Origin of the sequence: Mesorhizobium sp. M1A.F.Ca.IN.022.07.1.1 (genome assembly GCF_003997575.1) — a bacterium.
Taxonomy (GTDB): Bacteria; Pseudomonadota; Alphaproteobacteria; order Rhizobiales; family Rhizobiaceae; genus Mesorhizobium.
On sequence record NZ_RZST01000052.1, the window covers coordinates 1 to 22,738 of the forward strand.

At 64.0% G+C, this 22,738-nt stretch carries 22 protein-coding genes and 1 riboswitch; of the genes, 11 read left to right on the forward strand and 11 right to left on the reverse strand.

Annotated elements, in window-relative coordinates:
- The coding region (locus tag EOA75_RS08810; RefSeq protein WP_164747325.1) for a hypothetical protein at positions 1–193 on the reverse strand (193 nt) is incomplete at its 3' end.
- 254 nt (positions 194–447) lie between these two features.
- Between EOA75_RS08810 and cpaB the strand changes: the two genes are divergently transcribed.
- From cpaB to EOA75_RS08855, 9 genes are all read left to right on the forward strand, one after another.
- Positions 448–1,386 carry a Flp pilus assembly protein CpaB gene (cpaB, locus tag EOA75_RS08815; protein ID WP_127324090.1) on the forward strand — a complete coding sequence of 313 codons (939 nt, stop codon included), beginning with the start codon at positions 448–450 and terminating at the stop codon, positions 1,384–1,386.
- A 115-nt stretch (positions 1,387–1,501) separates the two neighbouring features.
- Positions 1,502–2,863: a type II and III secretion system protein family protein gene (locus EOA75_RS08820; RefSeq protein ID WP_245466592.1), complete on the forward strand. Its 1,362-nt coding sequence runs from the start codon at positions 1,502–1,504 to the stop codon at positions 2,861–2,863.
- Positions 2,864–2,867: 4 nt separating this feature from the next.
- On the forward strand, positions 2,868–3,143 hold the full coding sequence (locus tag EOA75_RS08825) for a hypothetical protein (protein ID WP_067328063.1): 276 nt from the start codon (positions 2,868–2,870) through the stop codon (positions 3,141–3,143).
- 13 nt (positions 3,144–3,156) lie between these two features.
- Complete coding sequence (locus EOA75_RS08830; RefSeq protein WP_095779239.1) at positions 3,157–4,371, forward strand: response regulator/pilus assembly protein; 1,215 nt, start codon at positions 3,157–3,159, stop codon at positions 4,369–4,371.
- Entirely contained in the window at positions 4,368–5,789 is a 1,422-nt protein-coding gene (locus EOA75_RS08835; RefSeq protein ID WP_095802174.1) for a CpaF family protein, read from the forward strand. Before EOA75_RS08830 ends, EOA75_RS08835 begins: the two co-directional genes overlap by 4 nt.
- Positions 5,790–5,792: 3 nt before the next feature.
- Positions 5,793–6,758 (forward strand): type II secretion system F family protein, encoded by a 966-nt coding sequence (locus tag EOA75_RS08840; protein WP_095802175.1) that lies wholly within the window; start codon positions 5,793–5,795, stop codon positions 6,756–6,758.
- 1 nt (position 6,759) lies between these two features.
- Positions 6,760–7,722 carry a type II secretion system F family protein gene (locus tag EOA75_RS08845; protein WP_095829898.1) on the forward strand — a complete coding sequence of 321 codons (963 nt, stop codon included), beginning with the start codon at positions 6,760–6,762 and terminating at the stop codon, positions 7,720–7,722.
- Between the two features lie 133 nt (positions 7,723–7,855).
- Positions 7,856–8,329, forward strand: coding sequence for a hypothetical protein (locus tag EOA75_RS08850; RefSeq protein ID WP_095802255.1), 474 nt, complete (start codon positions 7,856–7,858; stop codon positions 8,327–8,329).
- A 174-nt stretch (positions 8,330–8,503) separates the two neighbouring features.
- Complete coding sequence (locus EOA75_RS08855) at positions 8,504–9,676, forward strand: GGDEF domain-containing protein (RefSeq protein ID WP_127324092.1); 1,173 nt, start codon at positions 8,504–8,506, stop codon at positions 9,674–9,676.
- Between the two features lie 13 nt (positions 9,677–9,689).
- Here the strand turns inward: EOA75_RS08855 and gcvP are convergent, their stop codons facing one another.
- The 10 genes from gcvP to EOA75_RS08900 form a co-directional block, all read right to left on the reverse strand.
- Positions 9,690–12,500 carry an aminomethyl-transferring glycine dehydrogenase gene (gene gcvP / locus EOA75_RS08860; RefSeq protein ID WP_127324093.1) on the reverse strand — a complete coding sequence of 937 codons (2,811 nt, stop codon included), beginning with the start codon at positions 12,498–12,500 and terminating at the stop codon, positions 9,690–9,692.
- Positions 12,501–12,516: 16 nt separating this feature from the next.
- Positions 12,517–12,885 carry a glycine cleavage system protein GcvH gene (gene gcvH / locus EOA75_RS08865; protein ID WP_067000208.1) on the reverse strand — a complete coding sequence of 123 codons (369 nt, stop codon included), beginning with the start codon at positions 12,883–12,885 and terminating at the stop codon, positions 12,517–12,519.
- 7 nt (positions 12,886–12,892) lie between these two features.
- Positions 12,893–13,993 carry a glycine cleavage system aminomethyltransferase GcvT gene (gcvT, locus tag EOA75_RS08870; RefSeq protein ID WP_127216325.1) on the reverse strand — a complete coding sequence of 367 codons (1,101 nt, stop codon included), beginning with the start codon at positions 13,991–13,993 and terminating at the stop codon, positions 12,893–12,895.
- Between the two features lie 149 nt (positions 13,994–14,142).
- A riboswitch (glycine riboswitch) is annotated at positions 14,143–14,229 on the reverse strand.
- 139 nt (positions 14,230–14,368) lie between these two features.
- Positions 14,369–14,497 (reverse strand): hypothetical protein, encoded by a 129-nt coding sequence (locus EOA75_RS35565; RefSeq protein WP_259979720.1) that lies wholly within the window; start codon positions 14,495–14,497, stop codon positions 14,369–14,371.
- Positions 14,497–15,288 carry a molybdopterin-binding protein gene (locus EOA75_RS08875; protein ID WP_127324094.1) on the reverse strand — a complete coding sequence of 264 codons (792 nt, stop codon included), beginning with the start codon at positions 15,286–15,288 and terminating at the stop codon, positions 14,497–14,499. The genes EOA75_RS35565 and EOA75_RS08875 overlap by 1 nt, the downstream gene beginning before the upstream one ends.
- Before the next feature lies 1 nt (position 15,289).
- On the reverse strand, positions 15,290–16,171 hold the full coding sequence (locus EOA75_RS08880) for a cytochrome b/b6 domain-containing protein (RefSeq protein WP_127217568.1): 882 nt from the start codon (positions 16,169–16,171) through the stop codon (positions 15,290–15,292).
- A 103-nt stretch (positions 16,172–16,274) separates the two neighbouring features.
- Complete coding sequence (locus EOA75_RS08885; RefSeq protein WP_067000220.1) at positions 16,275–16,952, reverse strand: DUF1345 domain-containing protein; 678 nt, start codon at positions 16,950–16,952, stop codon at positions 16,275–16,277.
- Between the two features lie 24 nt (positions 16,953–16,976).
- A complete protein-coding gene (locus EOA75_RS08890) occupies positions 16,977–17,444 on the reverse strand; it encodes a YaiI/YqxD family protein (RefSeq protein WP_127217010.1) in 468 nt (155 codons plus the stop codon).
- 62 nt (positions 17,445–17,506) lie between these two features.
- The gene (gene gfa, locus EOA75_RS08895) at positions 17,507–18,076 is read right to left on the reverse strand and encodes an S-(hydroxymethyl)glutathione synthase (RefSeq protein ID WP_067000227.1); all 570 of its coding nucleotides are present in this window, start codon (positions 18,074–18,076) and stop codon (positions 17,507–17,509) included.
- A gap of 67 nt (positions 18,077–18,143) precedes the next feature.
- The gene (locus EOA75_RS08900; protein WP_127324095.1) at positions 18,144–19,271 is read right to left on the reverse strand and encodes an S-(hydroxymethyl)glutathione dehydrogenase/class III alcohol dehydrogenase; all 1,128 of its coding nucleotides are present in this window, start codon (positions 19,269–19,271) and stop codon (positions 18,144–18,146) included.
- A 267-nt stretch (positions 19,272–19,538) separates the two neighbouring features.
- On the opposite strand from EOA75_RS08900, the gene EOA75_RS08905 reads away from it, so the two are divergent.
- Positions 19,539–21,551, forward strand: coding sequence for an acetyl/propionyl/methylcrotonyl-CoA carboxylase subunit alpha (locus tag EOA75_RS08905; protein WP_127324096.1), 2,013 nt, complete (start codon positions 19,539–19,541; stop codon positions 21,549–21,551).
- Positions 21,552–21,667: 116 nt separating this feature from the next.
- A partial coding sequence (locus tag EOA75_RS08910; protein ID WP_127324097.1) for a PHP domain-containing protein occupies positions 21,668–22,738 on the forward strand: 1,071 nt, incomplete at its 3' end.

Here is a 22,738-nt window from a genome sequence, read left to right on the forward strand (position 1 = left end):
TGCCTGGGCGGCGGCGCACCGGCTCCAGCCCCTCAAGCACCTCGATGTCGGCGGCGCTGTAGCTCTCGCTGCCGTCGCGGGCGGCGGCCGAGCGCTTTGCGGCCTGCACCAGCGGATCGGCCGGCCGCGAGGACGCGCGTACTTGCTGGGGCTGCTTTTCCGGGTTGCCGAAAAGATCGCTGGTGTCGTCCATGCTAGCCATTAAGTCCGGTACTGCGAATCACTCCTCGATACTGCCACGCTTTTGGCGGGCGAACGAGTTCCTGTTCCGTTCAGGGATCAAACTGTCTCTTATTCCAAAACCATTCGATAACCAAGCCGCTGGAAATAGGGCGGGCTCCACCCCTTCGGATTCCTGATTCTTTAACATTAACGCCTAGCGTGAGCCTCAACGACAAAAGACCACGGGGCGTCAGGGGTTTCGTTGTGAAGGGCAGGGCCATAACCATGATCGGCATCGCAGCCGTTTTCGGCGCGATCTCGATCTTTGCCGCGGACTTCTGGGTCAAAAGCCAGGCGAGGGCCCAGTCCGAGCAGAAGACGGCATCGATCGTGGTGCCGCACGAGGCCAAAGTCGAGTTCAAGACCATCGTCGTGGCGAATGCGCCGCTGCGCTACGGCATGCAGCTTGACCGGTCGCAACTCACCGAAATTCCGTGGCCGCAGGATTCTCTGCCGCAAGGCGCCTTCCCGACCGTCGACAAGCTGCTGGCCGAAGGCAGCCGCGTCGTGCTGTCGCCGATCGAGGTCAACGAGCCGGTGCTGCTCGCCAAGCTGTCGGGACCGAATGGCCGCGCCACACTTTCCAACATGCTGTCGCCGGGCATGCGGGCCGTCACCATCCGCACCGACGAGATCGCCGGCGTCGGCGGCTTCATCACGCCGGGCGACCGGGTCGACGTCGTGCTGACGCGCGATGCCGGCGAAATCCAGGAAGTGTCCAAGAACGCGCAAGGGGCAGCCGGCTCGACGGTCACGTCCGAAATCGTCGTGTCCGACGCCAAGGTGCTTTCGGTCGGGCAGGGCGCGGACGAGCGCAAGACCGAGCCGCAGGTCGCCAATTCCGTGACCCTCGAGGTCACCAACGAAGGGGCGCAGAAGGTAGCGCTCGCCCGCACCGTCGGCTCCTTGTCGCTGTCTTTGCGGTCCGCCGCCGATGCCAGCGCCAGCGGCAACGGGCTTACCACCATCTCTTCCTTCGGCGGTTCGGTTGCCACGAGCGCCGAGGCAAGCGCCGCCTCGCTGGTCAAGGCGGTGGCGAAGGAGCCGGAGGAGCCAAAATTCAAGACGGTGATCGTGTCCCGTGGCACGAAGGTGGAGGAATACAAGGTTCCATCCAAGCCCGCCGACGGAGACGTCGTTCCTTCCAAGGAACAAGAACAATAGCCGGTGGGGACCGGCCGGGAACGGGACAATGCCTGTGTTGAACAAAGAACGGACGACGAGAGGGCGGCGCCTTCTGCGTGCTATGGTGGCGGGCGCCTTTCTGGCAGCCGCCGGAATGCTGGCCTTTGGAGCGCCGGCCCAGGCAAACAACGACGTCGTATACGTCTCGGCGACCAAGAACGCCTCGATCAAAGTCGCCAAGGGCAAGCCCAAGACGATCATGACGAACGCGGCCTTCTATCAAATCGTCATCGGCGATCCGGAGATCGCCAACGTCAATCCGCTGACCGACAAGTCCTTCTATGTACTGGGCAACAATCTCGGCACCACCGGCATCGCGCTGTTCGATCAGAACAAGCAGCTCGTCGGCACCATCGACATCGAGGTGACGCTGGACACCGACCAACTGGCCAACACCATCCGCGCCAGCGTGCCGGATGCCAAGATCAAGGTCGGTTCGGCCAACGGCCGCGTGGTGCTTTCGGGCGAGGCGGAAGACGCGGTCGCGGCCGACAAGGCGAGCAAGATCGCGTCGCGCTTCTCCGGCAATGAGGAAGTGATCAACTCGGTCAACATCTCGTCCTCGCAGCAGGTTCAGCTCAATGTCCGTTTCGTCGAGATCAACCGGCAGGCGGGACAGGATCTCGGCGCCAAATACGGGGCCAACTTTGCCTTCGGCGTCGGCGGTCGCGACGTCATCATCGACCCGGGCACGGTACCGACCGCCGGGACCGGCGAGATCATCGGCCGGTTGCTTTCCAAGGGGGTTTCGATCGACATCGCCATCAAGGCGCTGGAAGAGCGCGGTCTCGCCCGGCGGCTGGCCGAGCCCAACCTGATCGCCCGCTCGGGCCAGACCGCGAGCTTCCTTGCCGGCGGCGAGTTCCCGATCCCGGTGTCCGAGGACAACGGCAAGATCAGCGTCAGCTATAAGAAATACGGCGTCGGTCTTGATTTCACGCCGACCGTGCTCAAGGGTGGACTGGTCAGCCTCGATATCGCGCCCGAAGTTTCGTCGATCGATCCCTCCGCGTCGATCGAAGTCAGCAGCGGCATTTCCATTCCTGCCTTCATCGTGCGTCGCGCCAAGACGTCGGTCGACTTGAAAAACGGCCAGAGCTTCATGATCGCGGGCCTTCTGCAGTCGCAGAACGACATCACCACCTCGCGCCTGCCGGGGCTCGGCAAGCTGCCGGTTCTCGGTCCGCTGTTCTCCTCGAAATCCTATCAGCGGCGCGAGACCGATCTGGTGATCATCGTCACGCCCTACCTGGTCAAACCGGTTGACCCGTCGAAGAAGATGGTCGAGCCCACCGACGGAACGCGGCCGCCAAGCAATGCCGACTACTTCCTGAACAACACCGAGGAAGTCGACGCTTCCGCTCCCAAGCGCCCCTTGGCACTGGCCGACGGCAGCGGGGCCCGTCCGGTGACGGCGACCACGTCAGGCCATTTCCTCGATCTGCCGAAGGACTGAAGCCATGCGTCTGGCTCCTTGCATCGCTCTGCTGCTCGCCGGCGCGCTCTCCGGCTGCACCAGCGACGACTATGTGCGCACCGAAGGCGTGTCTCCGGCCGCCGGCAACGCCCAGGCGTCCAACACAGCCATGCAGATGGTCGACCCCTGGCAGTACGGCGTCCAGAACACCAGGCTCCTGGTGCCGGCTCCGAGCACGAGCTCCACGGCCAATGCCGCGGGCGCGAAGGCCGGCGCGGCGCCGGCTTCAACGACATCGGTATCAACGACAGCAGACTGATGGGCTGACGACCATGGCATCGGGCACCAAGACCAAGAAGATCCTGCTCGTTTCGACCGATCGGGCGTTTTCGCAGGATACGCGGACGGCTTTCGCTGCATCCGAGGTCATCGAGCTTTTGACGGTCGAGAAAAGCGTCAACGAACTGCGCGGCGAGGTCCAGGAGACCGATTTCGGCGCCGTCATTGTCGACATGGACGCGGCCAAGCTCGAAGAGATCGAGTCGCTGCAGCGCATCATGCGCAGGATCGAAGGCCGCGTCCCGGTGGTCGTCGTCACGCAGGAATTCAATGCGGCGGCGGTGCGCATCCTGGTGCAGCTCCAAGTCGCCGACTTCCTGGTAAAGCCGATCACCACCGCCGATCTGGTGCGTTCCGTCATTCGCGCGCTTCAAGGGCCGGGGCGGGAGGAAAACACTGAATCGCAAATCTACACCTTCATGCCGGCCGCCGGCGGTGTCGGCACCACCACGCTTGCCCTGCAGACCGCCTTCCAGCTGCATCATTCGGTGACGCGCGGCGCCTCGACCTGCGTGGTCGACCTCAATTTCCAGCAGGGCGCCTGCGCCGAATATCTCGACCTCGAGCCGCGCTTCGACATCACCGAAATCGAGAACCAGCCCGAACGTCTCGACCGGCAGCTGCTGGACGTCATGCTGTCCAAGCATGCAAGCGGGCTCTGCGTGCTGGCAGCGCCGACGCGCCCTTCGGAAATGCGCTCGTTCAAGACCGATGTCGTGGTGCGCATGCTCGACCTCGTCTCGGCCTATTTCGACAATGTCGTCATCGACATGCCGCGCACTTGGTTCCCGTGGACCGAGACGGTGCTGCTCGGCTCCAACAAGCTCTATATCGTGGCCGAGATGACGGTGCCTTGCCTGCGCCACACTCAGCGTCTCATCCAGGCCATCTACGAGACGGCTGGCAAGGAAGTGAAGCCCAACGTCATCGTCAACCGTTTCGAGCAGAAGATGTTCGACAGCGGCATCAAGCAGGCCGACGTCCAGGATATCCTCGGCGAGCACTTCGTCGGCGGCATCTCCAACAACTACCGGCTGGTGCGCGAGGCCGTCGACCGCGGCGTGCCGCTGCACGACATCGATCCGAACGCCAATGTCGTCAATGACCTGAAGAAAATCATCCTGCCCGAGGAGGCCGTGGCGACGACGGCAAAATCGAAGTCGCTGTTCGGCCTCGGCAAGGGCCTCTTGAAGAGGAAAGCAGGATGAGCAGTCGCTTCTCCAACCTGCAGAATCGCGATGTCCGTCCGCTGCGGGCGCCCGAACCCGCGCCCGTTGCGCATCACGCCGTGGTCATTCCGACGACCCGCAAGCCGGCGCCGCCGAAGCTGGAAGCAGCACCCGCAAAGAGCGCCAACAAGGTGCTCGACGCGCGCGTGCGCATCCACCGCATGCTGCTCGAAGAAATCAACCTCGTCGCTCTGGAGCGGCTGCCCAAGGACGAAATGCGCCGCCAGGTGCATGAATTCGTCTCGGAAAAGACCCGTCAGGAGCGAATGGCGATCAACACCGCCGAGTTGGACGCGCTGGTGGACGACATCGTCGACGAGATGGTGGGTCTCGGCCCGCTGGAGCCGCTGCTCAAGGATCCGGAGATCAACGATATCCTGATCAACGGCCATCAGAACTGCTTCGTCGAAAAGCGAGGCAAGCTGCAGCAGGTCCATATCCCGTTCAAGGACGAGGCGCATCTGCTTCGGATCATTAATAAAATCGTCGCGGCCGTCGGCCGCCGCGTCGATGAATCGCAGCCGATGGTCGACGCCCGCATGCTCGACGGCTCGCGTTTCAACGCCGCGATCAGGCCGGTCGGCGTCGACGGGCCGCTGGTGTCGATCCGCAAATTCTCCAAGAACAAGCTCGGTCTGCACAAACTGGTCGAGTTCGGCGCCATCACCCAGAACATGGCCGAGGTGCTGGCGGCGGCCGTGCATGCGCGCAAGACGACGATCATCTCCGGCGGCACCGGCACCGGCAAGACGACGATGCTCAATGCCTTGTCGGCCTTCATTCCCGAGGACGAGCGCCTGATCACCATCGAGGACGCCGCCGAGTTGCAGCTGCAGCAGCCGCATGTCGCGCGCATGGAAACGCGCCCGGCAAACATCGAGGGTCATGGCGAGCTGAAGCAGCGCGATCTGGTCAAGAACGCGCTGCGCATGCGGCCCGACCGCGTCATCCTTGGCGAGTGCCGTGGCGAGGAAGCCTTCGACATGCTGCAGGCTATGAACACCGGCCATGAAGGGTCGATGGCGACCATCCACGCCAACACGCCGCGCGACGCAATATCGCGCCTCGAACAAATGCTCGGCATGACCGGAATGCCGATGACGGTGCAGTCGATCCGCAGCCAGATCGCGAGCGCCATCGACATCATCGTGCAGCTGACACGCCTGTCCGACGGCAAGCGCAAGGTGACCAGCGTCGCCGAGGTGACGGGCATGGAAGGCGACGTCATCCAGATGCAGGAGATCTTCCGCTTCGTGCGCACCGGCATGGAGGCGGACGGCAAGATCGTCGGCCATTTCGAGGCAACGGGCATCCGACCGCGCTTCCTCGAGGACCTGCGCAACATGGGCATCGAATTTCCGGGCAAGTATTTCGAACCCGGCCGGCCGCAGGAGTAGCCGGTGCTCGAGGGATTCAGCCCGATCTATGCCGTCTACGCGGCGGCGGCGCTCACCGGCATCATGATCGCCGAAGGCTGCTACCTGCTCTATGCCGGCCGCAGCGACAAGCGCACGGCGATCAATCGCCGCATGAAGCTGGCGGAGAACAAGATCAGCCAGGAGCAGGTGCTGATCCAGCTGCGCAAGGAGCGCGGCATGGAAGAGGGCACGCCCCTCCTTTCTTTCGATCGCTTTCGCGCCTTGCGCACGCAGTCCGGCATGATCATGCCGATGCCCAAATTCCTCACGATCACGTCGGGGACAGCGTTCACTCTGGCGCTTTTCGCCGTCTGGTACGGCCTGCCTTTGCTGTTCGGGCTGGTCCTGCTTCCTGTGCTGGTGCCGGTCTTGCCGGTTATGGCGATGCGTTTTCTGCGCAAGCGCCGGCTTAAGCGCTTCGGCATGCAATTGCCGGAAGCGCTGGAGCTGATCACGCGCGGCCTCAAGGCCGGCCACCCGGTGCCGGTGGCGATCGCGATGGTGGCGCGCGAGATGGCCGATCCGATCGGCACCGAGTTCGGCGTCGTGGCCGACGAAGTGACTTATGGCTCGGACCTGGTTTCAGCGCTCAACAACCTGTTCGATCGCGTCGGCCATGAGGACCTGCCGCTGTTCGTCACCGCAGTCTCGATCCAGAGCAGCTCCGGCGGCAATCTGCGCGAGATCCTCGACGGCCTGTCGTCGACCATCCGCGAGCGCGGCAAGCTGCGGCGCAAGGTGCGCGCCATTTCGACCGAAGGCCGCATGTCGGCCTATATCCTGACCGCCGTGCCGGTGCTTCTGTTCACCGCCATCATGGTGCTGATGCCGCAATTCTATCGCGAGGTGTGGGGGATACCGAAGACCTGGTACATGCTGGGCGGCTCGATCCTGTGGCTCCTGCTCGGCAATGCCATCATGTTCAAGATGTCGAATTTCAGGTTCTGAAATGGACGAGGTCATCCGCTTCCTTGCCTCGCTAGCGCCGACATCGCTGATGCCGGTGGCTGTGCTGCTGCTGGTGATGGGCGGCGGCGCGGTGGCCTGGCCGCTGGTCGTCGCGCAGGGCGACCGCAACGAGGTCAAGCGCCGGCTGAAGGTCGAGGCGGCGCAGCCGATCGAGCAGCCCGAGCCGGCACCCAGGAAGAACGCGAACGCCGTGCGCGAGAAGGCGGTGAGGCGGGCGCAGGAATTCTATGCCAAGAGCGATCCGGAGAATGTCGCGCGACTGCGCATGAAGCTCATCCAGGCCGGTTACATGGAGCCGCGCGCCGTCGGTACGTTCTTCCTGATCCGTTTTGCCGCGCTGGTCGGAATGGCGCTTGGGGCGTTCCTGGTCAACCATTGGGCGGCCAGCGCCGAATCGACCGTGACCAGCCGCTGGACCTTCATCATCCTGTCGGGAGCGGCCGGCTATTTCCTGCCCGGCCTGGTGCTGACGCAGAAGGTGCGGGAAAAGATGCGCGAATACCGCAATGGCTTTCCCGACTTCATGGATTTGATGATCGTCTGCTCCGACGCGGGCATGAGCATGGAGGCCGGCATCGAGCGGGTCTCGAAGGAACTCGCCAGGACCTATCCGTCGCTCAGCCAAAACCTGCAGCTTGTGTCGCTGGAGCTGAGGGCCGGCCGCAGCCTCGACGATGCGCTGAAAGCGCTCGCCGATCGCCTCAGCCTCGACGAGGTGCGCTCCTTCGCGACGCTCCTGCAGCAGTCCAAGGAGCTCGGCACCAGCCTGTCGGGAGCGCTGCGTGTCTTTTCCGACGAAATGCGCCACAAGCGCATGTCGCTTGCCGAGGAGAAGGCGCATGCCTTGCCGGCCAAGATGTCGGTCCCGGTGACGGTGTGCATCCTGCCGGTGGTGCTGATGGTCGCCATCATCCCGATCGTCGTAAGGCTGACGTCGCACTGAGGCCGGCGGTGCTGGTTAACGCATCCTTTGCAAGCAACTGAAATTTAGGCGCATTTCGGCACCGAAGCTTAATCGCTCTCCTGTATGGTCCTTGCTGAAGAACGACCCGGCAAATCGGGCGACGGGGCAGGGCATGCGTCACAGACTTTCCACGGCAGCGGCGGTATTGGCGGCCGTCTTGATGATCACCGGCTGCACGACGAACAGCAGCGTCGACACGACCAAGACCACCGCGATCCAGGCGACGGCCAAGGATATCAGCGCCGCCGACCTGACGGAGGGCAAGGCGCAATTCCGGGAGGCGAATTTCGGTCTCGCAGAACAGCATTTCCGCAAAGCGGTGGAGCTCAAGGCAGACAATGCCGAAGCCTGGATGGGGCTTGCCGCCTCCTATGACGAGCTCGGCCGCTTCGACTTCGCCGACCGCGCCTATGCGCAATTGCTGAGGGTCGCCGGGCGCAAGCCGCAGATCGTCAACAATATGGGCTATTCGCAGCTCCTGCGCGGCAACAAGAAGAAGGCAAGGGCGCTGCTGCTCGAAGCCAAGGCCGGTCTCGCCGACCAGACCGTGGTCAACGCCAACCTAGCGCTGCTCGACAAGAGCTGATCCGCTTCCGGCTCGTCCCGCCGCGGAACCGGGCCGTAGTTTCAGCGGACATGTCGACGCTTTGTAAACCCTTTGTCGAGCGAGCAGCGGACACCGGCCGAAAAGGGTTTGCGCCACGCCTCTACAACCTACATTGAGGAAGCAACGAGTCTCCCCAACGGCAGATCTTCAGAGATGTTGGATTTCAGCTCGCTCCTGCTCGCGGCGGCGCTGTCGGGCACATGCCTCAGCGTAACGATGCTCGCGATCTGGCTCACCGCGCCGCAGGCGCGTTTCGTGCTTACGGTCGCTTGCGGCATACTCGTGCTCGTTGCCCATATCGTCCTGTTCTGGCGCTATGCCATGGAAGCCAACCCGTGGCTCTGCCAGATGGTGCTCGTCCTGCTCAGCCTTGGGTTCCTCGTCATCTGTCTGTCAGCGATGCAGTATCTCGGCATCCGCAATTATCGCCGCGCCATCGTGCCGGCGCTGGCAGCGATCGCCGCCTGCGCCCTCGTCACCTATTTCGGCTTCGATGGCGTCGGCTTTCTGATCACCTATTCGACGGTGACGGCGCTGCTCGGCGCGATCGGAACGATGTTCTGGATGAAGGGCGATCACGACCGCCGGATACTGCTCGTCGTTTCGTTTCTCAGCGGCGCCTGCGGGATATCCTTCGCGCTGTGCGGCCTGGTGCTGCTGGTGCAAGGGCAATGGGTCCTAGGCGCCGCGCCAGACAACTGGGCGGAGCGGTTGAACTCCGTCGTCGCGGTCGCCTGCATGACCGGCTTCGGCGCGCTGACGCTTTCGCTGCACCATCTGCAGGCGCAGATCGAGCTCAAGGCCGCGACGATGACCGATCCGCTGACCGGCCTGATGAACCGCAGGGCGCTCAACGAGCTTTACGGCGGTCGCAGCTTCGGTCCGTTCATGGCGATCGCGATGTTCGACCTCGACCATTTCAAGACCACAAACGATGTCTTCGGCCATCCCGTCGGCGATCAGGTGCTTTGCCGCTTCGCGGCGGTGATCAAGAAATATGGCAGGGCCGGGGTCGATGCCTTCCGGCTAGGCGGTGAGGAGTTCGCGCTCGTCCTATCGCGCATGACGCCGGAAAAGGCGCACGATATGGCAAGCAGGATCGGGGTCGCTTTCGGCACCGAAATCGTTCCGACTCAACGTGGTCCGTTGCGCAGCAGCGTCAGCGGCGGCATGGGATTTGGCGCCCCCGATGGCCGGACCCTGGACGAGGTGCTGGCTGAGGCGGACGCCGCGCTCTACGCCGCAAAGCGCGCCGGGCGAAACCGCGTGATCGCCCAACGCCAGGAGGACCAGCCCGATAGCGAGCCAGCCCTGCGCTCGGCCTAACTTGCCCTACCGTCTACTCTGCGGCGCCGAGATATTCCGACAGCGGCGGGCAGGAGCAGACCAGGTTGCGGTCGCCGGCGACATTGTCGATGCGCGAAACCGGCGGCCAGTATTTTGCTGCCAGATCAACGTCACCCGCTGGGTAGGCTGCTTCCATCCGCGAGTATGGATGCGGCCATGCGCCTGCCAATGCCTCGGCGGCAGTGTGCGGGGCGTTGACCAGCGGGTTGTCGTCGAGCGGCCATTCGCCCTTCGCCACCTTCGCCGCCTCGCCGGCGATCGCAATCATCGCCTCGCAGAATCGGTCGAGTTCGCGCTTGGGTTCGGATTCCGTCGGCTCGACCATCAGCGTGCCGGCAACCGGAAACGACATGGTCGGGGCGTGGAAGCCGTAGTCAATGAGGCGCTTGGCGATGTCGTCGACGCTGATGCCGGCGCTCTCCTTGAGCACGCGGGTGTCGAGAATGCACTCATGGGCGATGCGATCGCTCCTGCCCTTGTAGAGGAGGGGGAAATGCGGCGCGAGCCGCGTCGCCACATAGTTGGCCGAAACGATCGCCGTCTCGGTGGCCTGCTTCAGCCCGGAGCCGCCCATCATGCGGATATACATCCAGGTGATCGGCAGGATCGAAGCGCTGCCGAAGGGCGCGGCGGCGACGGCATGCGCCGAACCTTCCGTGACATGGCCCGGCAGATAGGGCTTCAGATGCGCCCTGACGCCGATCGGGCCGACGCCCGGGCCACCGCCGCCATGCGGGATGCAGAAGGTCTTGTGCAGGTTCATGTGGCAGACGTCGGCGCCGATATCGCCGGGGCGGGCGAGGCCGACCAGGGCGTTGAGGTTGGCGCCGTCGAAATAGACCTGGCCGCCATGCTCGTGGATGAGAGCGCAGAGATGGCGCGCGCCTTCCTCGTAGACGCCATGCGTCGAGGGATAGGTGAACATCAGCGCCGCGAGGTTCTTGGAATGCTCGTTGGCCTTGGCCCGCATGTCATCCATGTCGATGCTGCCGTCCTCTGCGCAGCGCACGACCACGACGCTCATTCCCGCCATCGCTGCGCTCGCCGGATTGGTGCCATGCGCGGAGGACGGGATAAGGCACACGGTGCGGTGGCCTTCGCCGCGCGCGCGGTGATAGGCCCGGATGGCGAGCAGGCCGGCATATTCGCCCTGGCTGCCGGCATTGGGCTGCAGGCTGACCGCGTCGAAACCGGTGATCTCCGACAGCCAGGCCTCCAGGTCGCCGACCATGGCCCGGTAGCCGGCCGAATGGCTGGCCGGCGCGTAGGGATGCAGGTTGGCGACATTCACCCAACTCACGGGCATCATCTCGGCGGCGGCGTTGAGCTTCATGGTGCAGGATCCGAGCGGGATCATGGCGCGGTCCAGCGCGAGGTCCTTGTCGGCCAGCCGCCGCAGGAAGCGCATCATCTCGGTCTCGGAGCGGTTCTCGTGGAAAACCGGCTGGGTGAGGAACTCCTTGCCGCGCGGCTTACCGGGCATCGAGCCGGCTGCCACCGTGCCGGGCTTGGCGCCGAATAGCGCCGCGATCGCTTCGAGGTCGGCTTCGGTCGAGGTCTCGTCGAAGGCGATGCCGACGTGGTCGGCATCGATGACGCGCAGCAGCCGGCCAGTCTTCTCGGCGGCGGCGGCTATTGCCGCTGCCTTGCCCTTCACTTCCGCCGTCACAGTGTCGAAGCGATGTGCTCCGAGAACGGCCACGCCCGCTGTCTTCAGCCCCACCGCAAGGCGGTTGGCGAGAGTGTGGACGCGCTCCGCGATCGCTTGCAAACCGGCGGGACCGTGCCAGATCGCATAGGCCGTCGCCATGTTGGCGAGCAGCGCCTGCGCGGTGCAGATATTGGAGGTCGCCTTGTCGCGGCGGATGTGCTGCTCGCGCGTCTGCAGCGCCAGGCGATAGCCCGGGCGGCCCTTGCTGTCGGTCGACTGGCCGACGAGGCGGCCGGGCATTAGACGGGTGAGCTTGTCGGAGACGGCGCAATAGGCCGCGTGCGGGCCGCCAAAGCCCATCGGCACGCCGAAGCGCTGCATCGGACCGACGGCGATGTCGGCACCGAGCTTGGCCGGCGCATCCGTCAACGTAAGCGCGAGCGGGTCGGCGATGAAGACGACCAGAGCGCCAGCGGCGCGGGCCTTCTCGATCGCCGCCTTGTGGTCGCCATAGACGCCGAAAGTGTCCGGCCAGGAGACGAGCAGGGCGGCGGTGTTGTCGTCGATGGTCTCGCCGTCGACCTCGGTGCCGAGCGGTTCGGCGCGGGTGCGCACGACATCGAGCGTCTGCGGATGCGGCGTGCCGGCAAGCGCCACCTTGGTGCGCTTGTCGCGGTGATGGCGCAGTGCGATGCCGACCGCTTCGGCAACGGCGGTGGCCTCGTCGAGCAGCGATGCCGACGCCACCGGCAGGCCGGTCAGCTCGGCAACCAGGGTCTGGAAATTGAACAGCATCTCCAGCCGGCCCTGACTGATCTCGGCTTGGTAAGGCGTGTAGGCCGTGTACCAGGCCGGGTTCTCGAACATGTTGCGCTGGATGACCGGCGGCACATGGACGCCGTGATAACCGGCGCCGATGAAGCTCTTCAGCACCGTGTTCTTCGCCATCATCGCCGACAATTCGGCCAGTGCTTCGGCCTCGCTGGCCGGAGTGGGCAGGTTGAGCGGCAGGTCGAGGCGGATCGATCTCGGCACGGCCTGGCTGATCAGCGTTTCGACGGACGGAACGCCGATGGTGGCAAGCATGGCCCTGATATCGTTGACGCTGGGGCCGATGTGACGGGCCGAGAAAGGAATGGGTGCTGCGGTCATTTCCAAGATCCTGGTATCAGCCGATATGGGCTTTGTAGGCGGCCTCGTCCATGAGGCTGTCGAGTTGGCTTGCGTTGGAAAGCTTCATCTTCCAGAGCCAGCCATCGCCGGTCGCCGCCGAATTGACCAATGAAGGGTCCGACGACAGTGCTGTGTTGGCTTCGGTGATCTCGCCGTCGACCGGCGCGTAGACGTCAGAGGCCGCCTTGACGGATTCGACGACTACTGCAGTGTCGCCCTTCGCGAGCTTGCGGCCGATTTCCGGCAGTTCGACGAAGACGAGATCGCCGAGCTGCTCCTGCGCATAGTCGGTGATGCCGACGGTGGCGACGCCGCCTTCGACGCGCAGCCATTCATGATCCTCGGTGAAATAGGTATTTGCCATCGGAATATCATCCTTTGCGGTAGCGATGTGGCGTGAAGGGCAGCGAAGTGACGTCGATCGGGATCCTGGTCCCGCGGACGTCGGCGAACAGTCTGTTGCCGGGCTTGGCCAGCGCATTGTCGACATAGCCCATGGCGACCGGGTGGCCCGTCGACGGCCCGAAGCCGCCCGAGGTCACGTGACCTGCCGCATTGCCGTCGGCATCGACAAGCGCGGCGCCGGCGCGCACCGGCTGACGACCATCGGGTTTTAGGCCAACGCGCTTCTGAGACGGCCCACGCTCGAGGATCGAGCGCAGCGCGTCGGCGCCGATGAAGTGACCGGAAGCGCGGAGCTCCTTAGGGATCGCCCACATCAAAGCGGCGCTCGCCGGATCGGTCTCGGGTGTCAGATCCTGGCCATGCAGGCAGAGCCCTGCCTCAAGCCGCAGGCTGTCGCGGGCGGCAAGGCCGATCCATTGCACGCGCTCGTCCTGCAGCAGGTTGCCGACGAGATCGCGGGCATCCGCTTCCGGCAGCCCGATCTCGAATCCATCCTCGCCGGTATAGCCGGAGCGGCTCATGAACCAGTGTTGCCGGGGCTCGACACCATGCATGAACAGCAGCGAACCCGTTTCGATACCGGCTCGCGAAAGGGCCGCCCAGGCATCCGGGCCCTGGATCGCCAGGAAGACGCGGTCGAGCGGCTCGACCTTGGCATCGAAATCCGCGGCCAACGCACGCAGATGCCTTTCATCCTCGGCCGCATTGCCGGCGTTGGCCACCACCATGAATCGGCCATCGTCAAGACGCGTGACGATCAAGTCGTCGATGACGCCGGCGGCCTCGTTCAGGAAGAAGGTATATTTGGATTGGGCAATTTCCATCGCGCCGGCGTCGAGCGGGCAGGCGCGGTTGAGTAGGGCGGCGACGCCCGGGCCGCCGAGCTCGAACAGCTTCATATGCGAGATGTCGAACAGGCCGGCATGCTCGCGCGTGTGGAGGTGCTCCTTCATCACGCCGGCCGGATAGGTCAGCGGCATCGACCAGCCGGCAAAAGCGCCGAAACGCGCGCCCGCGGCGCTATGCAAATCCTCGAGGGGTAGATGTTTGGTGTCTTCGCCGGTCATGTCTTCTCCAGAGTCGCACGCAATCGACCGCCATTAGCGGTCTAGTCCGTGCCCCTCTGTCTGAAGCCTGAGAGACTCGCGCCCCGTAACTCTGTCGGCAGCGCTTACACCTTCGGCGCGGGAAGATTCCCGACTTTCCAGAGTTGTCTTTCCCGTCCACGGTTCTTTTGCCTGAGAGATTTCGGGCGATTTCCCCTTCGGCGACAGCTTGCGCTGTTCTCTCCCGCAAACAGGTAGGACTCAGTCACCTGAGCCCTCGACGCGCCATCCATAGCCCGTCGGCGACACCTTGTCACCTCCCAGCGACATATCTCTCGGCAGCCGACGCCGATGACAACACCCGATCTGGTCTGAACGGCGGCCCAGCAAGGCGGCCTAGTCGCCCGAGGCCATCGTCTTGCAAAGGATGATGTTGGAATGGCCGATTGTCGCCGTGAGGCTTTTCTCAATCGCGTTGAACTCGGCTGACGCAAGATCGTGCTCGGCCTGCAGGCGAAGCGCCATCAAATACCGGCATACCAGTCGTAGCCATTGTCTTCCCAATAGCCGCCGCGACCGCCGCCGACATTGGCGAAGCCGTCGACCAGCTCGATCTTGTAGAGATATTTCGGCATCTTGTAGCCGAGCTGGCGCTCGACCCGCACCCGCAGCGGCGCGCCGTTCTCGACCGGCAGCGGCTTGCCGTTCAAGCCGTAGGCCAGGATCGTTTGCGGATGGCGGGCATCGATCAGGTCGATGCTGCCGTAATATTTGATGTCGCCAGACAGGCTTTGCTCGATCGTGTCGAGGCAATGGAACATGACGTAGCGCGCCTGCGGCTTGACGATGGCCTGATCGAGCACCAGCGACAAAGGTGTGCCGGTCCATTTGGCGATGCAGCTCCAGCCTTCAACGCAGTCGTGGCGGGTGATCTGGGTGCGGCTCGGCATGTTCTGCAACTGCTCGCGGGTGAGCGACAGCGGTTTTTCGACGAGGCCGGTCACCTCCAGGCGCCAGTCGGCGAAATTGTTGGCGAGAAGACCCCTATAGGTGTCGTCGTCAGGCGCGGTGACGCCGTTCGGCCGCTGCGGCTGGCGGATGTCGGCCTCGCTGAATTCCGGTGCCAGCGCGTCCCGGCCGGCAAGCAGGCGCTGCGCGCGGTATGTCAGCCCGTTGGCGTTTTCGAGGAAGCTGCGCAGCCCGCTGCCGACGCCCAGACCGCTGTCGAAGGCATCGCAGCCGGACAGCGCGATGCCTGACAGACCGAGGCTGGCGGAGGTCAAGAACTTCCGGCGGCTAATCGGGAATTTTGCCATGTCAGGCGCTCCTCTCGGTTGCCTGGTCGTGCTTTGCGGGCGGGTCGGTGCGATACCAGCCGGTGATGATCGAGCGCAGCTCGTTGATCGGACCGGCAGCCACGATCATCAGCATATGGACGACGAAGAAGAGCACGAGCAACACCATGACAATGAAGTGGATGGTGCGAGCCGTCTGCCGACCGCCCAGGATTTCATTGAGCCAGGGAAGCACCGAGTTCATGCTCGGCGACATCGCAAGCCCGGTGATGATCATCAGCGGCAACAGCACGAAGAGCACGCCGCCATAGGTCATTTTCTGCAGCGTGTTGTACTCGCGCGCATGGTGGAATTTCAGCCTCGCATGGTCGAGAATGTCGCGCGGCAGCTTGCGCAAGTCATCCAGGCGAGGGGCAAGATCGCGGCGGATATGGCCGTTAATCAGGCTCGCGATCAGCCAAATGAGCAGGGTTGCGCTCAGCACCCAGGCGAAGAAGAAATGCACGACGCGGGCCGTGCCGAGGTCGTAGTAGGACGGGATCGTCGCCCAGGACGGAAAGGCGCGCGGCGTTTCCTGTCCGGGAGGGCCGGACCAGCCGAGCACGCCGGTGGTGTCGAAGCGATGCCCGAAGATTTTGGTAAAGCCGCGCGGTCCGCCGTCTGTGTTTTCGGCGCCGATCTCGAGGATCGTATTGTTGTATTGGAAGCCCGATTCCTTGCCGATGTAGAGTTGCGGGCGCGCGTTGAAGATCTGCAGGCCCGAAAGCAGCATGAAGAACAGCGAGAACGCCCAGAGCCAATGGGTCAGGCGCGTCCAGCGCGATTGCCGGTAAATCAGCGTCGGGTCCTTCGGCGCGGATGCTTCCACCTCGGCGGAGGGTTCGCTTCTGGCGACGGTCTCCATATCTTGGTGTCCTCCCGGCTCGCTCGTCTGCGGCCTCTCAGAGCCTTGTTCTCCTCCCAATACGTCTCCGGCCCAAGCGTTGTTTCATCCGATCACGGATTTATTATGGACTGCCCAGGCTGACCGCGAGATTGACCGCGGCGGCGACGATCACCGTGTTGAAGAAAAAGCTCAGGATCGAATGGACGAGCACGACCTGGCGCATGCGCGAGGTCGTGATCCCAGTGTCGGCGGTTTGCGCAGTCATGCCGATGACGGTCGCGAAATACAGGAAATCCCAGCCTTCCGGGCGTTTGCCGCCGGGAAAATCGAGGCCGCCGACCGGATTCTTCTTCCTGGTTTTCTCGTCGATCTCGTCGCCGTCCATCCAGTAGACATGCGCATAATGCAGCGCCGCCATGGCATGGATTGTGAACCAGCCAAGCGGGATCGACAGCATCGCGAACAGAACCTCCAGCGGATGCGCGGCAGCCTTTTGGTTGATGAGTTGAAACAGCGAGCCGATGGCGAGGCCGACGACCAGGAGCGTGACCGCAAAAATCAGCAGCACCGGCAGGTCCGTGGCACGCGCGTTCTTGCTCAGGTAACGGACGGTGAGCCTCGGCATCGCGACCAGCACCAGAAGAGTGTAAGCGGCGAAGAAGAGGTTGGCGCCGATGGAGTAGGGCAGCGGCGCCCCCAGCATCAGGGCGAGAAGCAGCGCGACAATGCCGATGGCCGCAGCCAAAGCGAACTGCACGTGCCGGTGGATCGGCGTGTTGAGGGATATGTCGTCGCCCATGGCCGGTTCTCAAAGGGCTTCGGGTCAGCCGGGTGTGGCGGATTTGAGCGCCCGCCGCAAGATGCGGTCGAGCTCGCCGAGAAAGTTTGACCTGTCCTTCGCCGTGAAGGCGGCGTTCAAGCCGCGGCTTTCGCCGGTCTCGCGCAGATGCTGCTTCAAATCCCGCATCGCCACCGCCATGCCGATGGTCTCGGGCGTGAGGGGACGGCCCGTGGGTCCCAGCACATGCGCGCCGAGCGCCACCGTGCGCGCGGCAAGCGGGATATCGGCCGTCACCACGACATCGTTGAGTTTGGCGTTCTCGACGATCCAGTCGTCCGCAGCGTCCGCGCCCTTGGAGACTACGACATTGCGGATCATCGGATCGCGCGACGGGCGCAGGCCGCCATTGGAGACATAGGTAACCACGACGCCGTGCCGCTCCGCCACCTTCTCGACCTCGGCCTTCACCGGACAGGCATCGGCATCGACATAGATGATGGGTGCTGGCATCGTCTCTCCAAATGTGCAAAGGGCCGGCGTTGGCCGGCCCTTTACCAGAAATCCCGCAATCGTCAGGCCGCCAAGGCTCCCGACTTCTTCGCCGTCCAGGTGGCGATGTAGTCCATCAGGGCGGGGTTGAGGCAGTCATAGGGTTCGAGCCCAATCGACTTCAGCTGGCCGCGGATGCCGTCCATGCGGCTCGGGTCGACGCCGGCTTCGATGATGGAGGAGACAAAGGCGGCAAAGCCGGGCGGCGACCAGCCGTCCTCCTCGAAACGCTCGGGATGGATGAAGGACAGACCCTTGAAGGGATGGTCGCGCTCGACCGGGCCGTACATGTGCACGCCGCAGCTGGTGCAGGCATGGCGCTGGATCAGCGCTGCCGGGTCGACCACCTTCAGCTTGTCGCCATTCTCGGCCACAGTGACGTCGCCGGTGCCGGCAACGGCCACGACCGAGAACACCGCGCCTTCCGGCTTCCAGCATTTGGTGCAGCCGCAGGCATGGTTGTGGGCGATCTGGCCCTTGACCTTCACCTTCACCGGGTTGCTGGTGCAGAGACAGACCAGCGTGCCGCCGGAAAAGGCAGCACTTTCCTTCGGCAGCCCGTTGTCGATCTTCGGATGCAATTTTTCCGCCATTCGTCCTTCCTCCCATGTTGAGCCGCAAAGGTTGCGGGCTCCAGCCCACGACCGATGCGGCATTGCTTCAGTAAACCACGACGCTGCGGATCGACTTGCCCTCATGCATGAGGTCAAAACCCTTGTTGATGTCGTCGAGCGTCAGCGTATGGGTGATCATCGGATCGATCTGGATCTTTTTCTCCATGTACCAGTCGACGATCTTCGGCACGTCGGTGCGGCCGCGCGCGCCGCCGAAGGCGGTGCCCATCCAGGTGCGGCCGGTGACCAGTTGGAAGGGCCGCGTCGCAATCTCCTGGCCGGCGCCGGCAACGCCAATGATGACCGACTTGCCCCAGCCGCGATGCGAGGCTTCCAGCGCCTGGCGCATCACCTTGGTGTTGCCGGTGCAGTCGAAAGTGTAGTCGGCGCCGCCGATCTGGTCGGCGCCGCGCTTGGTCAGGTTGACCAGGTAAGGCACGATGTCGCCGTCGATCTCCTGCGGATTGACGAAATGCGTCATGCCGAACTTCTCGCCCCAGGCCTTCTTGTCGTTGTTCAAGTCGACGCCGATGATCATGTCGGCGCCGGCCAGGCGAAGGCCCTGGATGACGTTGAGGCCAATGCCGCCGAGGCCGAAGACGACGGCCGTAGCGCCCTGCTCGACCTTGGCGGTGTTGATGACAGCGCCGATGCCGGTGGTCACGCCGCAGCCGATATAGCAGATCTTGTCGAAGGGGGCGTCGGGATTGACCTTGGCGACCGCGATCTCCGGCAGCACGGTGAAGTTGGAGAAGGTCGAGCAGCCCATATAGTGGAACAGCTTCTCGCCGCCGACCGAAAAGCGCGAGGTGCCGTCGGGCATCAGGCCCTGTCCCTGCGTGGCGCGGATGGCGGTGCAGAGATTGGTCTTGCGCGACAGGCAGGACGGGCACTGCCGGCATTCGGGCGTGTAGAGCGGGATGACATGGTCGCCCTTCCTGACCGAGGTCACGCCCTTGCCGACATCGACGACGATGCCGGCGCCCTCATGGCCGAGGATCGCCGGAAAGATGCCTTCCGGATCGGCGCCCGAGAGCGTGAACTCGTCGGTGTGGCAGATGCCGGTCGCCTTGACCTCGACCAGCACCTCGCCCTCGCGCGGCCCCTCAAGATCCACCTCCATGATCTCCAGCGGCTTTCCGGCACCAACGGCAACTGCGGCACGCGTTTTCATGAGGCATTCCTCCCAAGGCAATCTTAAAAGTCTCAGCTTTATGGCAGGCCGTCGAGCCTGCCCGGCGAGGCGAATACCGCCTGCCATTTTCTTGCGCTCGCCACCACCTTACCGGGTTCGAAGGTGGCGGCCAACGTCTGTTGCGACGTTTTTCGACGCCGCTTCTTGCAAAAGCATCGAGCGCCGAAGGGCAGGGGCTGCAGACACTTGAGGCGCGTCGGGATTGTCCATAGAACTGGACGGCTTCGCCGGAGGAACGACATCCGAATGTTCAAGAAGATCCTGATCGCCAATCGCGGCGAGATCGCCTGCCGCGTGATCAAGACGGCGCGCAAGATGGGGATCGCCACGGTCGCGGTTTATTCGGATGCCGACCGCGACGCCGTGCATGTCGAAATGGCCGACGAGGCCGTGCATATCGGCCCGTCGCCGGCGGCGCAGAGCTATCTAGTGCCTGAGAAGATCATCGCCGCCTGCAAGGAAACCGGCGCCAAAGCGGTGCACCCGGGTTATGGTTTCCTGTCGGAACGCGCCTCTTTCTGCGAAGCGCTGGAAAAGGAAGGCATCATCTTCATCGGACCGAAGCCCAAGGCGATCCGCGCAATGGGCGACAAGATCGAATCGAAGAAGTTCGCCAGCCAGGCCAAGGTTTCGACCGTGCCCGGCTGGCTGGGCGTCATCGAAAATGCCGACCACGCCGAAAGGATTGCCGGCGAGATCGGCTATCCGGTGATGATCAAGGCCTCGGCCGGCGGCGGCGGCAAGGGCATGCGCATCGCCCGGAGCAGTGCGGAAGTGCGCGACGGCTTCGAGCGCGCGCGTTCGGAAGCGAAAAGCTCCTTCGGCGATGACCGCGTCTTCATCGAGAAATTCGTCGTTGACCCGCGCCATATCGAGATCCAGGTGCTGGCCGACGCGCATGGCAATGCGCTCTATCTGGGTGAGCGCGAATGCTCGATCCAGCGCCGCAACCAGAAGGTGGTCGAGGAAGCGCCGTCGCCGTTCCTCGACGCCAAGACGCGCAAGGCCATGGGCGAGCAGGCTGTGGCGTTGGCGAAAGCCGTCGATTACCAGAGCGCCGGCACGGTCGAGTTCATCGTCGACAAGGACAGGAACTTCTATTTCCTTGAAATGAACACGCGATTACAGGTCGAGCATCCGGTGACGGAGCTCGTCACCGGCATCGATCTGGTCGAGCAGATGATCCGCATCGCCGCCGGCGAAAAGCTCGGCATCAGGCAAAACGAGGTGAAGCTGAACGGCTGGGCGGTGGAAAGCCGTCTCTATGCCGAGGACCCGTTCCGCAATTTCCTGCCCTCGATCGGCCGGCTGACGCGCTACCGGCCGCCGCAAGAGGGCATGTTCGGCGATGTGGTGATCCGCAACGACACCGGCGTTGCCGAAGGCGCCGAGATCTCGATGTTCTACGACCCGATGGTGGCAAAGCTCTGCACCTGGGCGCCGACGCGGCTCGAGGCTATCGATGCCATGTCCGAAGCACTGGACGGTTTTGTCGTCGACGGCATAGAGCACAACATTCCGTTCCTCGCTGCGTTGATGCAGCATCCGCGCTGGCGCGAGGGGCGGCTTTCCACCGGCTTCATCGCCGAGGAGTATCCGGACGGTTTCGCGCCGGTCGAACCGGACGGTGAGGAGAGGGCGGTATTCGCCGCGATCGCCACCGCGATTGAGCTGCTGCGGCGGGACCGGCTCGACCGGCTCAGCGGCCGGTTGGCACCGCATTCGGGCCATCTCAAGCGCGACTGGGTGGTGAAGATCGGCGCGGACTATCTTTGCGCCGGCATCCTCGACGGCATGGTCTCGATCCCGATGGAGATCGATCTCTCGATCAATGGCAGCGAGCCGCTGACGGTCGCTTCCGACTGGCGGCCGGGCGACCCGATTTGGCGCGGCAGGGTCGGCGGCAACCGGATCGCGGCGCAGGTCCGGCCGGTGCTGAACGGCCTTTGTATCGCCTGGAAGGGCATGTCGGTGACGGCTCAAGCCATGCTGCCGCGGACGGCGGAGCTGGAAAGGCTGATGCCGGAAAAGCTGCCGCCGGATACCTCGAAAATGCTGCTTTGCCCGATGCCAGGACTGGTGGTGTCGATCGCCGTCGCCGAGGGCCAAGACGTCAAGGCCGGCGAGACGCTGGCCGTGGTCGAGGCGATGAAGATGGAGAACGTGCTGCGCGCGGAGCGCGACCTCACCGTGGCGAAGCTTAACGCCAAACCGGGCGACAGCCTCGCGGTCGACGCTGTGATCATGGAGTTCGCCTGACCCAGGGCGACATAGGCCGCAAGCTTGTGGTTCGCGGTCGATTGTACTGGACTGGCATCGCGGCGTCCGGGACAATACATCTGCACGGATGAGTCCTTGAGATAGCGCGAAAAAACATGGCGGATGAACGACTTCCACGCGACCCTTTGCAGCGCGAAGCTGTCGTGAAGGCTACGCAGCCGGAGACGCCTGCGCGGAGGTTCATCCATCTGCGCGTGCATTCAGCCTATTCGCTGCTCGAGGGCGCCCTGCAGCTCGGCGCCATCGTCGGCCACGCGGTCAAGGATGAAGCGCCGGCGATCGCAGTGACCGACACCAACAATCTGTTCGGCGCGCTCGAATTCGCCCAGAAAGCGGTCAAGGACGGTATCCAGCCGATCATCGGCTGCCAGGTCGATCTGGTCTTTTCCGGCGAAACGAGCGACGCCCAACGCGACCGCCGCCGGCACGGTCCCGAGATGTCGCCGATCGTGCTGATCGCCGCCAGCGAGGCCGGCTATGCCAATCTGGTCCGGCTGATCAGCAAGGTTTATCTGGAAACGCCGCCCGGCGAGCCGGTGCACATGACCAGCGCCATGCTGGAGAGCCATCGCGATGGCCTGCTATGCCTGACCGGCGGCCCGCGCGGCCCCATCGGCAGCGCGCTGAAGGCGGACCGCCGCGACCTGGCCGAACAGCGGCTGCTGGTCCTCAAAGAGCTTTTCGGCGACCGTCTCTATGTCGAGCTGGAACGGGTCGCCGGCTATGACCGCATGGTCGAAAAGTCGACGCTCGACCTTGCCTATACCCACGAACTGCCGCTGGTCGCGACGAACGAGGCCTTCTTCTCCAAGCGCGAAGACTATGAGGCGCATGACGCGCTGATTGCGATCGCCGAAGGCTCGGTGGTGGCCGCCGACAATCGCCGGCGGCTTTCGCCCGACAATTTCCTGCGCGGCCAGGCCGAGATGGCACGGCTGTTCTCCGACCTGCCGGAAGCGATCGACAACACGGTCGAGATCGCCATGCGCTGCTCCTACTATCCGAAGAACCGCAGCCCGATCCTGCCGCGTTTCACCGGCGCCGACTCCGCCGACAAGGACGCCGCCGAGAAGGCGGAAGCCGCCGAGCTCGCGCGCCAGGCGCGCGAGGGCCTGGAGGCGCGGCTTGCCGCGCACGGACCGACGCCAGGCTACACGGTCGAGCAA

Bases quoted from the DNA above. Each gene is read 5' to 3' on its own strand.
- EOA75_RS08820 (WP_245466592.1), top strand. From the start codon at position 1,502: ATGCTGGCCTTTGGAGCGCCGGCCCAGGCAAACAACGACGTCGTATAC.
- gcvT (WP_127216325.1), bottom strand. From the start codon at position 13,993: ATGACCGGCGAAGACACCAAACATCTACCCCTCGAGGATTTGCATAGC.
- gcvP (WP_127324093.1), bottom strand. From the start codon at position 12,500: ATGACCGCAGCACCCATTCCTTTCTCGGCCCGTCACATCGGCCCCAGC.
- gfa (WP_067000227.1), bottom strand. From the start codon at position 18,076: ATGGCGGAAAAATTGCATCCGAAGATCGACAACGGGCTGCCGAAGGAA.
- EOA75_RS08850 (WP_095802255.1), top strand. From the start codon at position 7,856: ATGCGTCACAGACTTTCCACGGCAGCGGCGGTATTGGCGGCCGTCTTG.
- EOA75_RS08875 (WP_127324094.1), bottom strand. From the start codon at position 15,288: ATGGCAAAATTCCCGATTAGCCGCCGGAAGTTCTTGACCTCCGCCAGC.
- EOA75_RS08825 (WP_067328063.1), top strand. From the start codon at position 2,868: ATGCGTCTGGCTCCTTGCATCGCTCTGCTGCTCGCCGGCGCGCTCTCC.
- EOA75_RS08890 (WP_127217010.1), bottom strand. From the start codon at position 17,444: ATGCCAGCACCCATCATCTATGTCGATGCCGATGCCTGTCCGGTGAAG.
- EOA75_RS08855 (WP_127324092.1), top strand. From the start codon at position 8,504: ATGTTGGATTTCAGCTCGCTCCTGCTCGCGGCGGCGCTGTCGGGCACA.
- EOA75_RS08885 (WP_067000220.1), bottom strand. From the start codon at position 16,952: ATGGGCGACGACATATCCCTCAACACGCCGATCCACCGGCACGTGCAG.
- EOA75_RS08900 (WP_127324095.1), bottom strand. From the start codon at position 19,271: ATGAAAACGCGTGCCGCAGTTGCCGTTGGTGCCGGAAAGCCGCTGGAG.
- cpaB (WP_127324090.1), top strand. From the start codon at position 448: ATGATCGGCATCGCAGCCGTTTTCGGCGCGATCTCGATCTTTGCCGCG.
- EOA75_RS08880 (WP_127217568.1), bottom strand. From the start codon at position 16,171: ATGGAGACCGTCGCCAGAAGCGAACCCTCCGCCGAGGTGGAAGCATCC.
- EOA75_RS08830 (WP_095779239.1), top strand. From the start codon at position 3,157: ATGGCATCGGGCACCAAGACCAAGAAGATCCTGCTCGTTTCGACCGAT.
- EOA75_RS08835 (WP_095802174.1), top strand. From the start codon at position 4,368: ATGAGCAGTCGCTTCTCCAACCTGCAGAATCGCGATGTCCGTCCGCTG.
- EOA75_RS35565 (WP_259979720.1), bottom strand. From the start codon at position 14,497: ATGGCGCTTCGCCTGCAGGCCGAGCACGATCTTGCGTCAGCCGAGTTC.
- EOA75_RS08905 (WP_127324096.1), top strand. From the start codon at position 19,539: ATGTTCAAGAAGATCCTGATCGCCAATCGCGGCGAGATCGCCTGCCGC.
- gcvH (WP_067000208.1), bottom strand. From the start codon at position 12,885: ATGGCAAATACCTATTTCACCGAGGATCATGAATGGCTGCGCGTCGAA.
- EOA75_RS08845 (WP_095829898.1), top strand. From the start codon at position 6,760: ATGGACGAGGTCATCCGCTTCCTTGCCTCGCTAGCGCCGACATCGCTG.